We start from the raw sequence: 16,198 nt of genomic DNA, 5'->3' as shown, positions 1-16,198 counted from the left end.
CATATTCTATGACACGTCGTTCAAATTAGTAACTTTATGAAGGTAGAATTATATAACAAAAAAACAAAGGCAATAATAGCGTGTTGTAGGTCATCCGCAGTGAAACGAGGACTCTGACCGAAAAGACGCTAATATAGCCTTTGGTTTTATATATTCATTCTACACTTATAATAAAACTACACGTTAAATCTAATAATCGAGTCAAATGGTGCCTACTGAGTGCTTTTGAGTTAAGGCTCTAGTTGATAGAGTCTAATTGAGTCAATAGTTTTGATAGAGTGAACTGGGCTACTACACCATCGTTACACCCATGGGTGATTTGACATAAGGGTGTAATGGCATCATGTAATCATTGGAGTAAAGAGCCTTCGGCTTGCTGTTGGGTGAGTCGTTGGCTTATTTACTTTGATATCCTATCGGTAATTTATGGAATGTGAGAATCATATACGCTATAATAGAATTAGCGGCTGTTGTTACGCTAAAATCAATATTAGAAGAGATAACAATCATAATATAAAAGGGGAATTCGTATGATGAAATTAAACTTACAACAACTTGAAACCAAGCTGTGGGATTGTGCAAATGTACTCAGGGGATCACTAAGCTCAGCACAATACATGGACTACATATTTGGCATGATGTTCCTAAAAAGGATGAATGATCAGTTTGACCTTGAGCAAAAGAAGATTAAAGAAGAGAAAGCAGACCTTCCAGAAGCCTTTCTAAATGACATGCTTGAGGATGCGTCGTCTTACCATACTTTCTTCGTACCAAAACAAGCGCGCTGGGAAAAGCTTAAGAACCTCAATTTAAACATCGGTCCTGAACTGGACAAAGCCTTCCACGCTATAGAAGATGAACCTAAAAACTCAGAGCTTGTTGGAGTACTTACAACGGCCAATTATAACGATAAAGAGCGTGTGCCTGATGCCAAGTTAAATCAGCTGCTGCAGATCTTCGACAGTATGAACCTGTCTAACGAAGGACTAGAGAAGCCTGATATCATGGGTGATGCTTATATGTACCTGCTTAAGCAATTTGCTGATGATGGTGGCAAAAAAGGCGGCGAGTTCTATACACCTGAGGAAATTAAAGAACTGATGGTAAGAGTCCTTCAGCCGACGGATACAGATACTATCTATGATCCAACAGCAGGTAGTGGTGGCTTCCTGATCAACGCCATCGAATATGTTAAAAAGCAAGGTGGCAACCATAAGAACGTGCAAGTTTACGGACAAGAGATTAATCTATCTACTTGGGCAATTTGTAAGCTTAATATGTTGCTTCATGAAGCTCGTGGTGCTGTTATATATAAAGGCGATGTTATCAGAGAACCTAAGAACCTTGAAGGTGCAACACTGAAGACCTTTGATAAAGTCATTGCTAACCCACCATTCTCACTAAAGAACTGGGGCATTGAATCTGCTCAAAACAACACCTATCACCGTTTTAGCTATGGTGTACCACCTCAATCCTACGGAGACTTAGCATTTGTAGAGCATATGATTGCTTCATTAAATAGTAAGGGCAAAATGGCGACGGTTGTACCTCATGGTATACTCTTCCGTGGTGGTGCAGAAGGTAGTATTCGTCAAGGTATTTTAGAAGATGACCTATTTGAAGCGATTATAGGACTGCCACAAAACCTCTTCTATGGTACAGGTATACCTGCTGCTGTATTGGTGCTAAACAAACATAAACCTACTGAAAGAAAAGGTAAGGTACTCTTTATCGATGCCAGTAATGACTTTGCTAAAGATGGCAACAAGAACAAACTTAGACCAGAAGACATCAATGCTGTTGTTAAGGCTTATGATGCCTTTGAGATGGTTGAAAAGTATGCAGAGGTAATTACCTTAGATCAGATACGTGAGAACGACTATAACCTCAATATTAGTCGCTATGTAGATACCACTGAGGAAGAAGAAATAGTGGATATCAATGCTGTGGCAAGACGTATTTCTGAACGTGAAGGTAGACTTGAGGCATCCAGAGATCAAATCAACGAGTTCATGCGTGAGCTTGGATTTGAGTCGATATAGGGAGGCTGCAAGTTATGAAATATAAAGAATCTATTGTTGGTTTTATACCAGATGAATGGGATGAGATAGAGATCAATGAATTAATTAAGATGGGAATTATTGAAGGCGTTCTTGATGGGAATCATGGTGCGATACATCCAACCTCAGCTGATTATGTTGATAAAGGTATTCCTTTTATAATGGCTAATAATCTAGGTAGTGGCAAAGTGGATCTTGAAAACTGTAAGTTTATTACTGTGGATTTAAGTAAAACTCTTATGAAAGGATTTGCAAAAACCGGAGATGTATTGCTGACACATAAAGGTACAATAGGTGAAACTGCTATTGTACCAGAAGTGAATCCATATATTGTATTAACACCTCAAGTGACCTATTATAGAATTTCAAATTGTGAAAGATTGGATAATAAATATTTGAAGTACTATTTTGACCAAGAGAATTATCAATCGATGTTGACGAGACTCTCAGCTCAATCTACAAGAGCGTATATTGGTATTACTCAGCAAAAGAAATTAAGTATTGTAATACCACCTCTCCCAGAACAAAAGAAAATCGCCATGATCCTCTCAACGGTTGATGGGCATATTGATGAAGTTGATGGCATGATCGAAGATCTGAAAGAACTGAAAAAAGGTCTGATGCAGAAGTTGTTGACTGAAGGGATTGGGCATACAGAGTTTAAGGATAGTGAAGTTGGGCGGATACCTGTTGAGTGGGAAGTGAAAACTTTAGATGAAGTTGCTGAGTTTTTTAACGGAAAAGGACATGAAAAGAATGTATCTGAAGATGGGCATTATATAATTGTCAATTCAAAGTTCATTTCAACAGAAGGTGAAGTTATAAAAAGGTCTGATGAGTGCTTGTTTCCATTAATAAAAGGGGATGTTACTATGGTTATGAGTGATGTGCCGAATGGGAAGGCAATTGCTAAAACATACCTGATTGAAGAAGATAACAAATATACTCTCAATCAGCGGATTTGTTGCTTAAGAACAAATGACATGGACAGTAGATTCTTATCATATATCACTAGTAGAAATCTTTATTTCCTAAAGTTTGATGATGGGAATAAACAAACAAACTTGAGAAAAAGTGAAGTGCTTGACTTTAAACTTCAAGTCCCGCCTTTTAAAGAGCAAAAAATGATTGCAGATATTCTTGATAGCTTACAAAACCATATTGTTCAGTATGAGAGCTTGCTTTTCCAAACTAAAGAGTTAAAGAAAGGTCTGATGCAGCATTTGCTCACGGGTAAAAAGAGGGTAACTGTTAATGAGTAGAATAACAGCAGAGATTAAAGGGATTCTTGATACAAGGATAAAAAGTGCACTTGAGTTAATAAAAAGAAACGAGAATAGAGAAGCATTTTCAATTCTTTCGAAAGAAATTTGTAACATTGCGTATGTTGAACATAATAAATCAATTGATTGTGAATGTACTTCAGCGCTATATAATTATGAGTTAATATTTAAACTCATTTGCCAAAACAAACTATGGGATAGTATTGAGTTCTTTATGCACTTTATTGCTGTTGATCTTTACATTAAAAGCTTAGGACATAAGGAAATTGAGCTAGAATTCCGTGAGGATATTTCAAAATTCAATGTACTTCTCATTGGTTTAATAAAACTAATAGCAACCTCAAATACTGCGGCTGTTAAGACATACAAGATTCAAGGATATGAGTTCTCTGAACAATTAGAAATCCCAAATGTATATAAAATACTTTATGAGTTTTACATTGTTCGTATTGGTTTAGCAGAAAAGAATATTAATGCAAGTGATGAATTATTAGAAAACATCAAATACATTTTGTCTTTTAGAACAATTGATGACATTGAACAGGACTGTGAAGGGCTTGTGACTGAAGCAAACTTGTATGAAGCTATAGTTGAATTTAATCGATTGAGAATAATAGATGTATTTAAGCAATATAGAAATCAAATGCTTGGTAGTAGTAAAGCAAATGCGTTGAAAAATGTAAATGGAAGAGTAGAGGATTTTATCCACAATTTTGTGTACCCATATTTTGTAAGAGAGTTTAACTCAAGCTATGTGTTTTCAGAACTAGCAGTAACAAATTTCAGGTATGACTTGTTTGTATCAAACTTAGACGAACAGTTAAGTTTGGTTATCGAGTTAAAAGCGTTCCGAGATAACAACGCTTCAGTTGATGAACCAATTGATCAAGTATTGGGATACATTAAGAATGGTAAAACTGAAATTCTAAAGATGCCTATAGGAACAGCGGTAGTGTTAGTGTTCAATGCATCTGGAAAAGAACTATCTTCTAGTAAGTATTCACTGGAACAAGAAGACGATTTGTTGTTTGTAAAAGAAGATGATCGAGTGATTATTTGTGAAATCAAAATGTAAGGAGGTGGTCCCATGTCATATCTTGGAAATGAATATACATTAGTAGAAAAACCAGCCATAGACTACATAGTGGATCGCCTTGGTTATACCTACCTTGATGGTAGAGAACTGGCCAAAGCTTCTGGTGATCGTGTTTCCGACCGCGATGTGATTTTGAGCAAGTATCTTGTTGAACGCCTTAAAGAACTGAACCCATGGATGAATGAATCAAGTTTACACAAGGCGGTTGAAGTTCTATCCAATGGCTCACAGCATGGTACCTCACTTAATGAAATCAACGAGAACATCTACAAGATCATTGTCAATTTGAACCTATCAATTGAACAGGCAGATGCTTCAGGTAAGAAACGCCATTATACGGTCAAGTACATAGACTTTGATAAGGTTGAGAATAACACATTCCATGTGGTTTCCCAGATGAAGATCAAGGGAGTCAATGAAACCTGTATTCCTGACTTGATCATCTATATTAATGGTATTCCAGTTGTGGTGATTGAATGTAAGTCACCTTTTAAGGAAATGGAGTCGGGTGTTAAGTTAGGTAAGAAAGATGGCTATGAACAGCTTCGTCGTTACATGAATTTGCGTGGTGCTGCTGATGATGAAGGAATCGATAAGCTCTTTCACACCAATTTCATTACAGGTATCTTTAATAAATACCATGGTTATGTAGGCACAATCAGCTCCAAGTATAACCATTACTTGGAATGGAAAGATCCGTATCCCTTTAAAAGGACTGATATTGTAGAAGTTGAAAACAATGGACAGAATTTATTCATACAAGGTATTTTAGAAAAAGAGAACCTCTTGAAGATCATGCAGCACTTTATCTTGTTTGAAGAAGAAGGTGGCAAGAATATTAAGAAGGTGGCTCGTTATCAGCAGTTTAGAGCGGTTAATAAGGCGCTGACTAGGATTGACTCAAGTAAAACACCTTTGGAACGTGGTGGCGTTATATGGGCTACTCAGGGCAGTGGTAAGTCACTGTCTATGGTGATGCTGGCGAGATTAATCCGTCGTACTGAGTCGTTGAAGGATTCAACAATAGTCGTCATTACAGACCGTGTGGATTTAGATAAGCAGATATACGATACCTTCTGTCGTGTGTTTCCTGAGTTGACGCTGGCTGAAAAGGAAGAAGATAAGCTGTTGGTGCGTGCCCAGTCAGTAAAGAGCATGAAAGCGCTTTTGGCTAAGGCTCAGCCGAAGATTATTATGACGACCATTCATAAGTTCCAGAGTGAGAAATCAGACAAGGTTATCTTTGAAGACGAGCATCAGGAAAAGGGGCTCTACTTTGAAGGCGACATTGAAGTGCTGTCGAACAAGTCTAACATCATCGTTATGACGGATGAGGCCCATCGTTCACAGTATTCGTCTCTAGCTCAGAATATGAGAATGGCACTACCTATTGCTGCATTCATTGGTTTTACAGGAACACCCATTGAAAAGGATGACAAGGATACTTATAGAACCTTTGGTCAGAAGATTGACCAATACACCCTTTCTGAAGCTGTGGAAGATGGTGCAACAGTTGGTATCCTTTATGAAGGACGTAAGCCAGGACTTCAGATTAAGGTTGATACCCTAGAAGACGTATTTGCCGAAACCTTCTCTGAGTATTCCGATGAAGAGCGAGAAGCTATTAAACAGAAGTATGCCAATAAACAGGCCATTGCTGAGGCTGATGAACGTATCGATGAAATTGCCAAGGATATCCTTGAACATTACAAGTCAAACATCTATCCTAATGGATTCAAAGCGCAAATCGTTTGTGTCAGCCGTCGTGCTTGTGTGAAATATTATGATGCTCTCAATAAGTACATGACTGAGTTTTTCGAGGAACCCCTTGAAGCCAAAGTCATCTACTCTTGTGAGAATAATGAGCAGCCTTTTTTAAAGGAACACCGTACAACAAAACCAGAGCAGGATGCTATCATAGATCGTTTTAAAAAGCCTATTGAAAAGGACCGTTTGAGCTTTATCATTGTAAAAGATATGCTGCTGACAGGATTTGATGCACCGATTGAGCAGGTCATGTATTTGGATCGCCCTTTAAGAGAGCATACACTACTGCAAGCTATAGCAAGAACCAACAGAACCTACGTGCAGGAGAAAGAAGTTGTTGCTGATGATGGTACGGTTGAAAAGCACAGTTTTGCCAAGAAGTATGGCTTCATTGTGGACTATTATGGCGTATCAAATCATTTGGAAGAAGCACTTGAAGTCTTTGACAAGTCAGATGTCGAAGGTCAAATGGAAGACCTGAATGAACTTTATAAGCGTATGCAGGACTATAAAGGTGCTGTTATGCGTATGTTTACAGGTGTAGACCGTTCGGATCTGGATGCTGTCATGCGTGTCATTGAACCAGAAAACAAACGTGCTGAGTTTGAAATGGCTTATAAACGCTATGCAACGTCACTGGAAGCCTTGATGCCAAGTCATGTGACCAAAGACGACCTCAACGATCTTAAGTGGATGGCTTATGTACGTGCAGGTGCCAAGGCAAGGTTTGAACCAGAAAAGCAGATTGATATTGCAGACTGTGGCGAGAAAGCCAGAGCAATCATATCAGAGCATTTAAAGGCACTAGGGGTCACCCAGTGGATTAGACCTATATCCCTGTGTGACAAGGACTTCCAAGAGAAAATGAATACCCTAAAGTCAGATGAAGCAGTGGCATCCAGTATGGAACATGCTATCCGTCATACCATCAGTGTCAAAATGGAAGACAACCCAGTTCACTTTACCTCGCTACTTGAAAAGCTTCAGCAAATTTTAGATGAAACAAAGTTAAGTTGGGAAGAACGTCGAGCAAAACTCAAAGACTTCATCGACAGAGAAATGGAACACAGTGAAGAAGATGAAGCCGAAAAGCTTGGCTTTAAGTCGAAAAAGGACTATGCCTTCTATCTGAAAATCAAAGAAATCCTTGGCGAAATTGAACAGGCTGATGCCGTTGCTGAATCACCTGCGGAGTATTTATCAAGTTCTGATGTTGAGCTTTATAAGGACATGACATTTGATGTGGTTAAGACCATCAAGGATAATAGGCTTGATGGCTTTGCAACCAATAAGGCAAAAGCTGATCAAGTAGAGAAAGCCATTCAAGGTGCGCTAATGACTAATAAGTATTACGGATTCGGTTATCAGAAGCTTAAGCAATTGGTTAACCCTCTTCTAGAACTTGCTAAAAGGCATTTTGCAGGCACTGAGGAATAAGGAGTTGAAATATGAATGAGGTAAAAGAATATAGTGGACAAACTTTTGAGGATATCAAGAACTTTACAGATGAAGGCATAGAGTTTTGGTATGCCAGAGATCTTCAACAAGCCTTGGATTATTCAAAGTGGTCCACATTTTCCAATGTAATTAATAAAGCCAAAGAAGCTTGTGAAAACAGTGGTAACAACGTGTTGGATCATTTTGCCGACGTCGGTAAATCGATAGATATGCCCAAGGGTGCTGTAAGAATCATTGATGATTTAATGCTGTCTCGCTACGCGTGCTATCTCATTGTACAAAATGGTGATCCACGAAAGGAAATTATTGCCCAAGGTCAGTCTTACTTTGCATTTAAAACGAGAGAACGTGAAGTACAAGAACAGTTCGATGAGCTTTCTGAAGATGAGAAAAGATTGGCAATACGTAATGAGTTAAAAAATCATAATAAATCATTGGCTGAAGCAGCTCAAATGGCTGGAATTGATGATCCACGAGATTATGCAATTTTCCAGAACAGAGGCTATCAAGGTCTATATGGTGGTCTGGGAGCAAAAGAGATTCATAGTAAAAAAGGATTGAAAAAAAGCCAACAAATTCTTGATCATATGGGAAGTACGGAATTGGCGGCTAATTTATTCCGAGCCACCCAAACAGATGAAAAACTGCGTCGAGAAAACATAAAAGGAAAAGAAGAAGCCAATGAGACGCATTTTGAGGTTGGGCATAAGGTACGACAAACCATCAAGGAATTAGGAGGCACTATGCCTGAAGACCTTGAAACGCCAAAGAAAAGCATTAGATCTATTGAGCGTGCAAAAGATACGAAACTGACGAAGAAGTGATGTAGTATGAAAATGATGACGATTAAATATGGGACGCAGACCATTGAATTCACAGTGACATATAGTAAACGAAAAACCATTGAAATAGGTGTTGAACCTCCTAATGCAGTATCTGTTGTTGCACCTGAGGAGATCGATGATGATATTCTTATAAAGCACGTTAAGTCAAAGGCTAAGTGGATAGTCCAAAAACTTTATGAAATCAAAGAGATCCAGTCACAGCATATTGACAGAGAGTATGTCAATGGTGAAGCCTTTATGTATCTAGGTCGTAATTATACATTAGAAATTGTAGATGATCAATCACTGAAAAAGCCAGTAACCAAGCTGTTTCAAGGCAAGTTCATTATCTATACACCAACAAGGGAGTCTACAAAGCTTAAAGCATCTATGGTAGGATGGTACAGACATAAAACGCTTGAGAAGGTAAATGAACGTATTGTCTTTTATCAGAAGTATTTTGATCTTAAACCTGCTGATGTCAGGGTGAAAGAACAGAAGAAACGTTGGGCAAGTTGCACTTCAAAAGGCGAGTTGATTTTCAATTGGCGTTGTGTGATGGCGCCTTCATGGGTTCTTGATTATGTTGTTGTGCATGAAATGTGTCATTTGCAAGTAATGGACCATTCAAAAGAATTTTGGTCACTGGTAGAGCGTATCATGCCAGACTATGATAACCGTCGTAAATGGCTAAGAAATTACGGTATAAGAATGGATTTATAACAATCAATGTAAAAACACAAAACCCCAGCTATTACTCATCACCCGAAAGGTCATCCGCAACGCAGTGAGGACTCTGACCGATAGGGTGGTGAGTGATAGCTGGGGTTATTTTAATGATTATGCTGATTCTACACGTTGAATCTAAACAGCATCACATCACCATCAAGAACTGTGTAATCTTTACCTTCAAGTCTAACTTTTCCTACTTCTTTAGCCGCTGACATCGTACCGTACTCAGTAAGGTCTTCAAAAGCAATGGTCTCAACGCGGATGAAACCTCTTTCGATATCAGAGTGGATCTTACCGCCTGCTTGAGGTGCTTTAGTGCCTTTTTTAATCGTCCAAGCTCTTACTTCTTGAGGACCAGCAGTTAAGAAACTGATAAGATTCAGAAGGTGATAACTAGAACGAATTAACTTATCAAGTCCAGATTCTTTTAGACCAAGTTCTTCAAGGAAAGCTTGGCGGTCTTCATCTTCGAGTTCCGCAACTTCTTGTTCGACTTTACCGCAGATCACAACAACTTCTGCATTTTCAGTTGCTGCAAATTCTTTTACTGCTTTAACATGCTCATTTTCAATGCCATCTACAACATCTTCTTCTGAGATATTAGCACAGTAGATAATTGGTTTTGAAGAGAGGAGGTTAAGTGAATTTACAAATTCTCTCTCATCAGAAGTTAGGTCCATGGTTCTTACAGATTTACCTTCATCTAAAACGACTTTTACACGCTGAAGCATCTCGATTTCTTTGCCAAGTGTTTTATCGCCTTTAGATTGCTTAATCGATTTTGCAAGTCTACGTTCAAGAATTTCAGCATCTGATAAAATCAACTCGATATTAATCGTCTCAATATCGCTAAGTGGGTTGATTTTGCCTTCAACGTGTACAACGTTTTCATCTTCAAAACAACGTACCACATGAACAATCGCTTCAACTTCTCGGATATGTCCTAAGAACTGGTTGCCTAAACCTTCACCTTTCGATGCACCGCGAACAAGTCCCGCGATATCATAGAACTCAATAGCAGTCGGAACGACTTTTTTTGAATTATAAAGTTCTTTTAACACATCAAGACGTTTATCCGGTACTGAAACGACGCCGACGTTTGGCTCGATTGTACAAAATGGATAATTGGCACTTTCAGCGCCAGCTTGAGTTATTGCATTGAACAATGTGCTTTTACCAACGTTTGGTAATCCTACTATCCCTAATTTCATTTGATCCCATCCTTAATATATAGTCAGTTAATAATTTCAATTCACATCAAAATATTATAACGTATTAACAATGTATTGTAAATAAGCTATAATATCTTTATAACGCCTAATTTTAGATTGGTTATGGTGTTATCAATACAGAGAATGGGAAGTGACTTATGATTAACCATACTTTAAAGTTACAATTGCATGAAGGAATACAACTGCACTTGGTGCAATCGGACAAATTTAAGACAGTATTATTCGGTTTATATATAAAAAGGCCGCTATCAGAGGAAGAAGTTGCACTTAACGCACTTTTGTCTAGGGTTTTGGATCAGGCAACAGCAAAACTCCAGTCGACACAAGAAGTGAGTCAAGCACTAGATATGCTTTATGGAAGTGTCATGGTGACTGATGTCCATAAGTACGGTGAGAAGCAGATGCTTCAATTGAAGATGCAAGTGCCAGGTGCTAAATATATTGGCGATGAATCTGTATACCAAGGGGTTTTAGAACTCTTAAACGATATGATCAATTCGCCGAGACTTGTAAATGGTAGTTTTGATCCAGAGATTGTCCAAAGAGAAAAATTAGGCTTAATCGATGAGATTAACGTAAGAAAAGATCAAAAAGATGGCTGGGCGATGAGCATGTGCATCGAACAAATGTGCCCGGATGAACTGTATCATATCCATGAATTTGGAACAGTTGAGGCTGTAAAAGAGATCACGCCTCAAGCGCTTTACGCTCATCTTCGCAAACTGTGGGAAACATCGCAAATTGATATCTGTATCATAGGTGACTATGATTCTGATAAGATGGCTGATACGGTTAAATCCGCTTTAAAATTTGAGCGAACACAGCTGATTACTCTTCCTAGAGAACAGGTGGTATTTCATCCAGAGACTGTGACACGCTATCATGAAAAACACGAAATCTCACAAGGAAAGCTAAGCATGGGCTACCGAATTAATGTACCATATGAATCGCCACTTTATACTTCGGCACTTGTTGCATCTGTGCTCTTAGGTGGCGGAGGTAGTTCTAAACTATTTAAAAATGTTAGAGAAAAAGCTAGACTTTGCTATTCTGTCTTTTCACGTTTGGAAAAGCATAAGTCGATTATGCTCGTTTATGCAGGTGTTGATTTTGAAAACTTTGATTTGGCAGAAGAACTCATTCACCAACAAGTTGAAGATATAAAAAAAGGAAACTTTACCGAGGAAGAACTGGATATTGCCAAATACACAGTGCTGTCAAATATACAATCGGTATCTGATTATCCAAACTCTTATATCAATTTCTACTATAATATGCTAATTACAAATGGTTCGGTAGATATTGAAGAAAATCTCAAAATTATACGTGCCGTAACAAGAGAATCGGTCATCGAATCATTTGCTGACATCAAACTTGGCGCTGTGGTTAGACTTGTCAAGGAGGAAGAACATGCCTAAATACAAAACAAAGCAAACTGAGTACATGGGTGAAGTGGTTCATCAAGCGACACTGTCATCAGGTTTAAATGTATATATACTGCCAAAAAAACATTTTGCTAAAAAGTATGCCTTTTTCGCAACACAATATGGCGGACTGTATAACGATTATATGCTAGAGGGGGAAAAAATCCATGTCCCTCTAGGAACTGCACATTTTTTAGAACATCAGATTTTTGAAGATCGCCAAAAAAGCAATTTCGAAAAATTTGAAGAGTTAGGAGCAAACCTAAACGCTTATACCAGTGCAACATCAACCGTATACCATTTTGATACAGTTGAAAATTTTGAACCGTGTCTCAAATTGTTGCTCGATATGGTTCAAAGTACTGATATCACAGATGATTCCGTAGCGAAAGAAAAAGAAGTAATTGCACAAGAAATCTTGATGTATATGGATGAACCAACATGGGAACTTTATAATAACCTTTATGAGGGCTTATTTCATATCCATCCTGTAAAATCTGAAATTGCTGGAACTGTTGAAAGCATCGGAGATTTGACCAAAGAAACAATCCTGTCATGCTATCATCATTTTTACACACCAGGTAATATGAGTTTGTTCTTATACGGTGATATTGAGATAGATAAAATACTTTCTTTGGTTGACGATTTGCTATCGCCGTCATATAAACAAAATCCCAATAAACCAGAGTTGATTTTACCAGAAGAACCTTATGAAATTCACAAAAAGCGTTTTGACATCAAAAAAGATATATCTAAAGGTATGATCGCAGTTGGTTTCAAAGGAAATCCTGTACTTTTTAAAGAAAATAAAGAAGACAAACAGGCTGCACTTAAACTTGCACTTGATATGATGTTTGGTAGAAGTAGTCGCTTTTTCTTAGATTGCTATGAAAAGGGTTTAGTAACTGAGCATTTTGATTTTGATTTGCAGCTTGGCGACGGACATGCCTTTGTAATTATTGGCAATGAGACTGATCATATAGAAGAACTCTATCAAGCGATATTATCAGAAGTAAGACGTTGCTTAGAAATTGGTTTCGATGAAACCGACTTTATTCGGATCAAACGTAAAATATTGGGCAGAACAGTTTCGTCATTTAATTCACTTCAATCAATCGCGGGGAATTTAACACATTCAATTATGAGAGGAAATGATTTGTTCAAACAGATGGAAGCTTATAAAGCAGTGACATTTGAACAAATAAACCAGATTATCAATGTCTTTTTTGATGTAGAAAACCATGTCGTTTCTACGATGCAAAAAACAGCTTTAAAGGAGAACTAAATGGACAGATATGCATTTGAAATTTTTGGAATACAGATCGCTTGGTATGGTATCATCATTGCTTCAGCTATGTTTATAGGTGCTTTGATCTTGATGAAAGTAGGTAAAAAATACGGCTACAAAGAAGATGATATTTTAGATCTAGTACTTGTAGTTTTGCCATCAGCTATTGTATTTGCTAGACTTTATTATGTTGCTTTTGAATGGTCATATTATTCACAGCATCTAAATCAAATTTTAGCATTTAGAGAAGGTGGACTTGCAATTCACGGTGGAATCATAGGTGGATTGCTCGGTGGTTATGTTGTATGTAAAGTGAAGAAGCTGAATTTTGGTGATTTGGCTGACATGGTCGCTATGCCATTGATACTCGGTCAAGCTATTGGTAGGTGGGGAAACTTTATCAACCAAGAGGCGCATGGTGGACCAACTGATCTACCTTGGGGGATTATGGTGAATGGCGTAAAAGTGCATCCCACTTTTCTATATGAATCACTTTGGAATGTATTAGTTTTTGGGATATTGGTGTTTACATTTAAGAAAAGAAAATTCTACGGTGAACATTTTGTTAAATACTTGATGTTATATTCTGTTGGCAGGTTCTTTGTTGAGGGATTAAGAACAGATAGTTTGATGATGGGTCCACTTAGAATTGCACAAGTTGTGAGTTTAGTATCAGTTTTACTTGGTGCTGCATTTATCTATCTGGCAAGAAAAAAAGGCTGGTGGAAGATCAAAGAAACAACGGTTGAAAGTCAAAATGACTAAAACCAACTTTAAGTAAGAGAGAAAGTTTTGATAGATAGTTATTAAAAATACGAAATATGTATAAAAGAGTAGGACTAGCGCCCTAATAACCTGTGAAATGCGACTTTATTTATAATAAAGTCGTTTTTTTTGTTGCTTTTAATATTAAAAAATATTAAAATTAGATTAGTAAGTGGTAGAAAGTGTTATAAAGTGGGTAGAAAGACCATACGTTAAAAAAACACGGGTGAGTGGGGCTATGTTTACAGGAGAATTTAAACATGCAGTAGATGCAAAAAATAGACTGAGCATACCCTCTAAATTTAGAGAAAAGCTTGGCGATAGTTTCTATATCACTAAAGGCTTAGATCATTGCCTTTTTGTTTTTTCAATGGAAGAGTGGTCAATCTTTGAAGAAAAACTAAAAGAACTCCCATTGTCTAATAAGAACGCACGTGCTTTTGCAAGATCTTTCTTTGCAGGTGCAACAGAGTGTGAACTTGATAAGCAGGGACGTATATTGTTACCACAGACACTGAGAACACATGCCAATATTGAGAAAGATGTTTATGTCAACGGTGCTGGATCAAGAATCGAGATCTGGGATGCCACAACGTGGGAGTCTTACAATGACTTCATGACAGCTAATATGGACGATCTTGCAGAGGATATGGAAGCCTTGGGCATTAGATTCTAGAAGGAGAAGATATGAGCTTTAATCATGTAAGTGTATTGTTAAAAGAATGTATTGAAGGATTGAACATTAAGCCAAACGGCATATATGTAGATGGAACACTTGGCGGAGGAGGACACTCTTTCAAGATTTTACAACTCTTAGATAAAGGTAAGTTGATTGGCGTAGATCAAGATACTGATGCGTTAAGTGCTGCAACAGAGAAACTCAAAATATTTGAAGGTAAATTTATACCATATCATAGTAATTTTTCTAAGATTACACAAGTCTTAGCAGATTTGGAAATTCCTAAAATTGATGGCTTGTTACTAGACTTAGGGGTATCTTCGTTTCAACTAGATGAAGCAGAACGTGGTTTTTCTTATATGAATGATGGAAAACTAGATATGCGTATGAATCAAAGCGATGCATTTACTGCATATGATGTAGTGAACAGTTATACTGAACAGCAACTTACAGGTGTTATTTCTGATTATGGTGAAGAAAACTGGGCTAATAGAATAGCCAAATTCATTATTGAAGAGAGAGCAAGTAAACCTATAGAGACAACTTTTGAACTTGTGGATGTTATTAAAAAAGCAATTCCAGCGGGAGCGAGAAAAGATGGACCACATCCTGCTAAAAGGACATTCCAAGCAATTAGAATAGAAGTTAACAATGAGCTCAAAATTATAGAGCAGACCATAGAAGCTGCAGTAGCAAGTATGAATAAGGGCGGCAGGATTGCGATCATCACATTCCATTCTTTAGAAGATAGAATTGTGAAAAATGCATTTAAAAAGCTTGCACAAGGCTGTACTTGTCCACCTGAGTTTCCGGTATGTATTTGTGGGGGAAAACCAGTTGTTAAGATTATAACCAAAAAACCAATTTTACCTTCTGACCAAGAGGTTGAATCAAATCCAAGAGCAAGAAGTGCAAAATTAAGGGTTGCAGAGAAAAAATAGATTAGTGGGGGTTACCTATGTCGGCTTTAGTTGAACTGTATGATGAAGAAATTGAACAATTCAACGTTTCACAGCACGCTAAAATTGTGAGTATTCGTAAGAAGCGTATGGAGAAGGAAAATGCGAAGAAAATTGCATTTCAAAACTTCGTAAATATGCTTGCTTCGATTGCGATAGTGCTTATAATAGCCGGATTGTTTAGCTCATATATCTATAAGAATTCAATGGTAAACGAAGCGAAATACGACATATTTAATTTGAAGTCAGAAATCAAATCTCTTAATGCGAAAATAGAAGAACTTAGTGCAAGTATAGAAAATCAAACTGAGCTGAAAAACATTGAAAAAATTGCGATGGAGCAATTAAATATGGTGTACCCTACACAAGAACAAATGGTATATATTGATGCGAATTATCACTATGCGTTGAAGGACCAAAGCGGAGAATTGTATGCCGAACCGGTTCAAGTTGTTTCTAAAAAACCAATATTCGAGCAATTGTTTACAGCTTTGTTTAATTCGAACTGAGAGCGATACGTGACATAAATATTAATAAAAGTTATAAACCCTAGTCTTAGCTATTTTGCCGTAGTCTAGGGTTTTCACTATTTTTAAGGTGGAGTTTAAATTGATAATTTCTTGCTGTACGC

At 37.5% G+C, this 16,198-nt stretch carries 13 protein-coding genes; 12 read left to right on the top strand and 1 reads right to left on the bottom strand.

Annotated features, from left to right (window positions below):
• The first annotated feature begins 530 nt into the window (after nucleotides 1-530).
• Genes QE109_RS01175 through QE109_RS01150 form a run of 6 tightly spaced genes read left to right on the top strand, consistent with a single transcriptional unit; the run spans nucleotide 531 to nucleotide 9,211 of the window.
• Nucleotides 531-2,042: a type I restriction-modification system subunit M gene (locus QE109_RS01175; RefSeq protein ID WP_281092532.1), complete on the top strand. Its 1,512-nt coding sequence runs from the start codon at nucleotides 531-533 to the stop codon at nucleotides 2,040-2,042.
• A 14-nt stretch (nucleotides 2,043-2,056) separates the two neighbouring features.
• Nucleotides 2,057-3,322 (top strand): restriction endonuclease subunit S, encoded by a 1,266-nt coding sequence (locus QE109_RS01170; RefSeq protein ID WP_281092531.1) that lies wholly within the window; start codon nucleotides 2,057-2,059, stop codon nucleotides 3,320-3,322.
• Nucleotides 3,315-4,418 (top strand): hypothetical protein, encoded by a 1,104-nt coding sequence (locus QE109_RS01165; protein ID WP_281092530.1) that lies wholly within the window; start codon nucleotides 3,315-3,317, stop codon nucleotides 4,416-4,418. The genes QE109_RS01170 and QE109_RS01165 overlap by 8 nt, the downstream gene beginning before the upstream one ends.
• 12 nt (nucleotides 4,419-4,430) lie before the next feature.
• Nucleotides 4,431-7,643, top strand: coding sequence for a type I restriction endonuclease subunit R (locus QE109_RS01160; RefSeq protein ID WP_281092529.1), 3,213 nt, complete (start codon nucleotides 4,431-4,433; stop codon nucleotides 7,641-7,643).
• Between the two features lie 11 nt (nucleotides 7,644-7,654).
• Nucleotides 7,655-8,488, top strand: a complete 834-nt coding sequence (gene dinD, locus QE109_RS01155) for a DNA damage-inducible protein D (protein WP_281092527.1) — start codon at nucleotides 7,655-7,657, stop codon at nucleotides 8,486-8,488.
• Between the two features lie 12 nt (nucleotides 8,489-8,500).
• Nucleotides 8,501-9,211 carry a M48 family metallopeptidase gene (locus tag QE109_RS01150; protein ID WP_281092526.1) on the top strand — a complete coding sequence of 237 codons (711 nt, stop codon included), beginning with the start codon at nucleotides 8,501-8,503 and terminating at the stop codon, nucleotides 9,209-9,211.
• A gap of 128 nt (nucleotides 9,212-9,339) precedes the next feature.
• Here the strand turns inward: QE109_RS01150 and ychF are convergent, their stop codons facing one another.
• On the bottom strand, nucleotides 9,340-10,431 hold the full coding sequence (gene ychF, locus QE109_RS01145; RefSeq protein WP_281092525.1) for a redox-regulated ATPase YchF: 1,092 nt from the start codon (nucleotides 10,429-10,431) through the stop codon (nucleotides 9,340-9,342).
• Nucleotides 10,432-10,589: 158 nt separating this feature from the next.
• Here ychF and yfmF point away from each other — a divergent pair, with 158 nt between their 5' ends.
• The 6 genes from yfmF to QE109_RS01115 all read left to right on the top strand — a co-directional run bounded on the left by yfmF (nucleotide 10,590) and on the right by QE109_RS01115 (nucleotide 16,076).
• Nucleotides 10,590-11,870 carry an EF-P 5-aminopentanol modification-associated protein YfmF gene (gene yfmF / locus QE109_RS01140; RefSeq protein WP_281092524.1) on the top strand — a complete coding sequence of 427 codons (1,281 nt, stop codon included), beginning with the start codon at nucleotides 10,590-10,592 and terminating at the stop codon, nucleotides 11,868-11,870.
• Nucleotides 11,863-13,161 carry an EF-P 5-aminopentanol modification-associated protein YfmH gene (yfmH, locus tag QE109_RS01135; protein WP_281092523.1) on the top strand — a complete coding sequence of 433 codons (1,299 nt, stop codon included), beginning with the start codon at nucleotides 11,863-11,865 and terminating at the stop codon, nucleotides 13,159-13,161. Before yfmF ends, yfmH begins: the two co-directional genes overlap by 8 nt.
• Nucleotides 13,162-13,929: a prolipoprotein diacylglyceryl transferase gene (gene lgt / locus QE109_RS01130; RefSeq protein ID WP_281092522.1), complete on the top strand. Its 768-nt coding sequence runs from the start codon at nucleotides 13,162-13,164 to the stop codon at nucleotides 13,927-13,929.
• Nucleotides 13,930-14,167: 238 nt separating this feature from the next.
• Entirely contained in the window at nucleotides 14,168-14,605 is a 438-nt protein-coding gene (gene mraZ, locus QE109_RS01125; protein WP_281092521.1) for a division/cell wall cluster transcriptional repressor MraZ, read from the top strand.
• Nucleotides 14,606-14,616: 11 nt separating this feature from the next.
• A complete protein-coding gene (gene rsmH / locus QE109_RS01120; RefSeq protein WP_281092520.1) occupies nucleotides 14,617-15,549 on the top strand; it encodes a 16S rRNA (cytosine(1402)-N(4))-methyltransferase RsmH in 933 nt (310 codons plus the stop codon).
• 17 nt (nucleotides 15,550-15,566) lie between these two features.
• Nucleotides 15,567-16,076 (top strand): hypothetical protein, encoded by a 510-nt coding sequence (locus tag QE109_RS01115; protein ID WP_281092519.1) that lies wholly within the window; start codon nucleotides 15,567-15,569, stop codon nucleotides 16,074-16,076.
• Nucleotides 16,077-16,198: the final 122 nt, after the last annotated feature.

Origin of the sequence: Fusibacter bizertensis, from assembly GCF_029914245.1 — a bacterium.
Taxonomy (GTDB): Bacteria; Bacillota; Clostridia; order Peptostreptococcales; family Acidaminobacteraceae; genus Fusibacter_C; species Fusibacter_C bizertensis.
This window is presented reverse-complemented; position numbering and strand designations above follow the sequence as displayed.

Coding starts and splice junctions, on each gene's coding strand:
- QE109_RS01175 (WP_281092532.1), top strand. CDS start 531: ATGATGAAATTAAACTTACAACAACTTGAAACCAAGCTGTGGGATTGT.
- QE109_RS01170 (WP_281092531.1), top strand. CDS start 2,057: ATGAAATATAAAGAATCTATTGTTGGTTTTATACCAGATGAATGGGAT.
- QE109_RS01165 (WP_281092530.1), top strand. CDS start 3,315: ATGAGTAGAATAACAGCAGAGATTAAAGGGATTCTTGATACAAGGATA.
- QE109_RS01160 (WP_281092529.1), top strand. CDS start 4,431: ATGTCATATCTTGGAAATGAATATACATTAGTAGAAAAACCAGCCATA.
- dinD (WP_281092527.1), top strand. CDS start 7,655: ATGAATGAGGTAAAAGAATATAGTGGACAAACTTTTGAGGATATCAAG.
- QE109_RS01150 (WP_281092526.1), top strand. CDS start 8,501: ATGATGACGATTAAATATGGGACGCAGACCATTGAATTCACAGTGACA.
- ychF (WP_281092525.1), bottom strand. CDS start 10,431: ATGAAATTAGGGATAGTAGGATTACCAAACGTTGGTAAAAGCACATTG.
- yfmF (WP_281092524.1), top strand. CDS start 10,590: ATGATTAACCATACTTTAAAGTTACAATTGCATGAAGGAATACAACTG.
- yfmH (WP_281092523.1), top strand. CDS start 11,863: ATGCCTAAATACAAAACAAAGCAAACTGAGTACATGGGTGAAGTGGTT.
- lgt (WP_281092522.1), top strand. CDS start 13,162: ATGGACAGATATGCATTTGAAATTTTTGGAATACAGATCGCTTGGTAT.
- mraZ (WP_281092521.1), top strand. CDS start 14,168: ATGTTTACAGGAGAATTTAAACATGCAGTAGATGCAAAAAATAGACTG.
- rsmH (WP_281092520.1), top strand. CDS start 14,617: ATGAGCTTTAATCATGTAAGTGTATTGTTAAAAGAATGTATTGAAGGA.
- QE109_RS01115 (WP_281092519.1), top strand. CDS start 15,567: ATGTCGGCTTTAGTTGAACTGTATGATGAAGAAATTGAACAATTCAAC.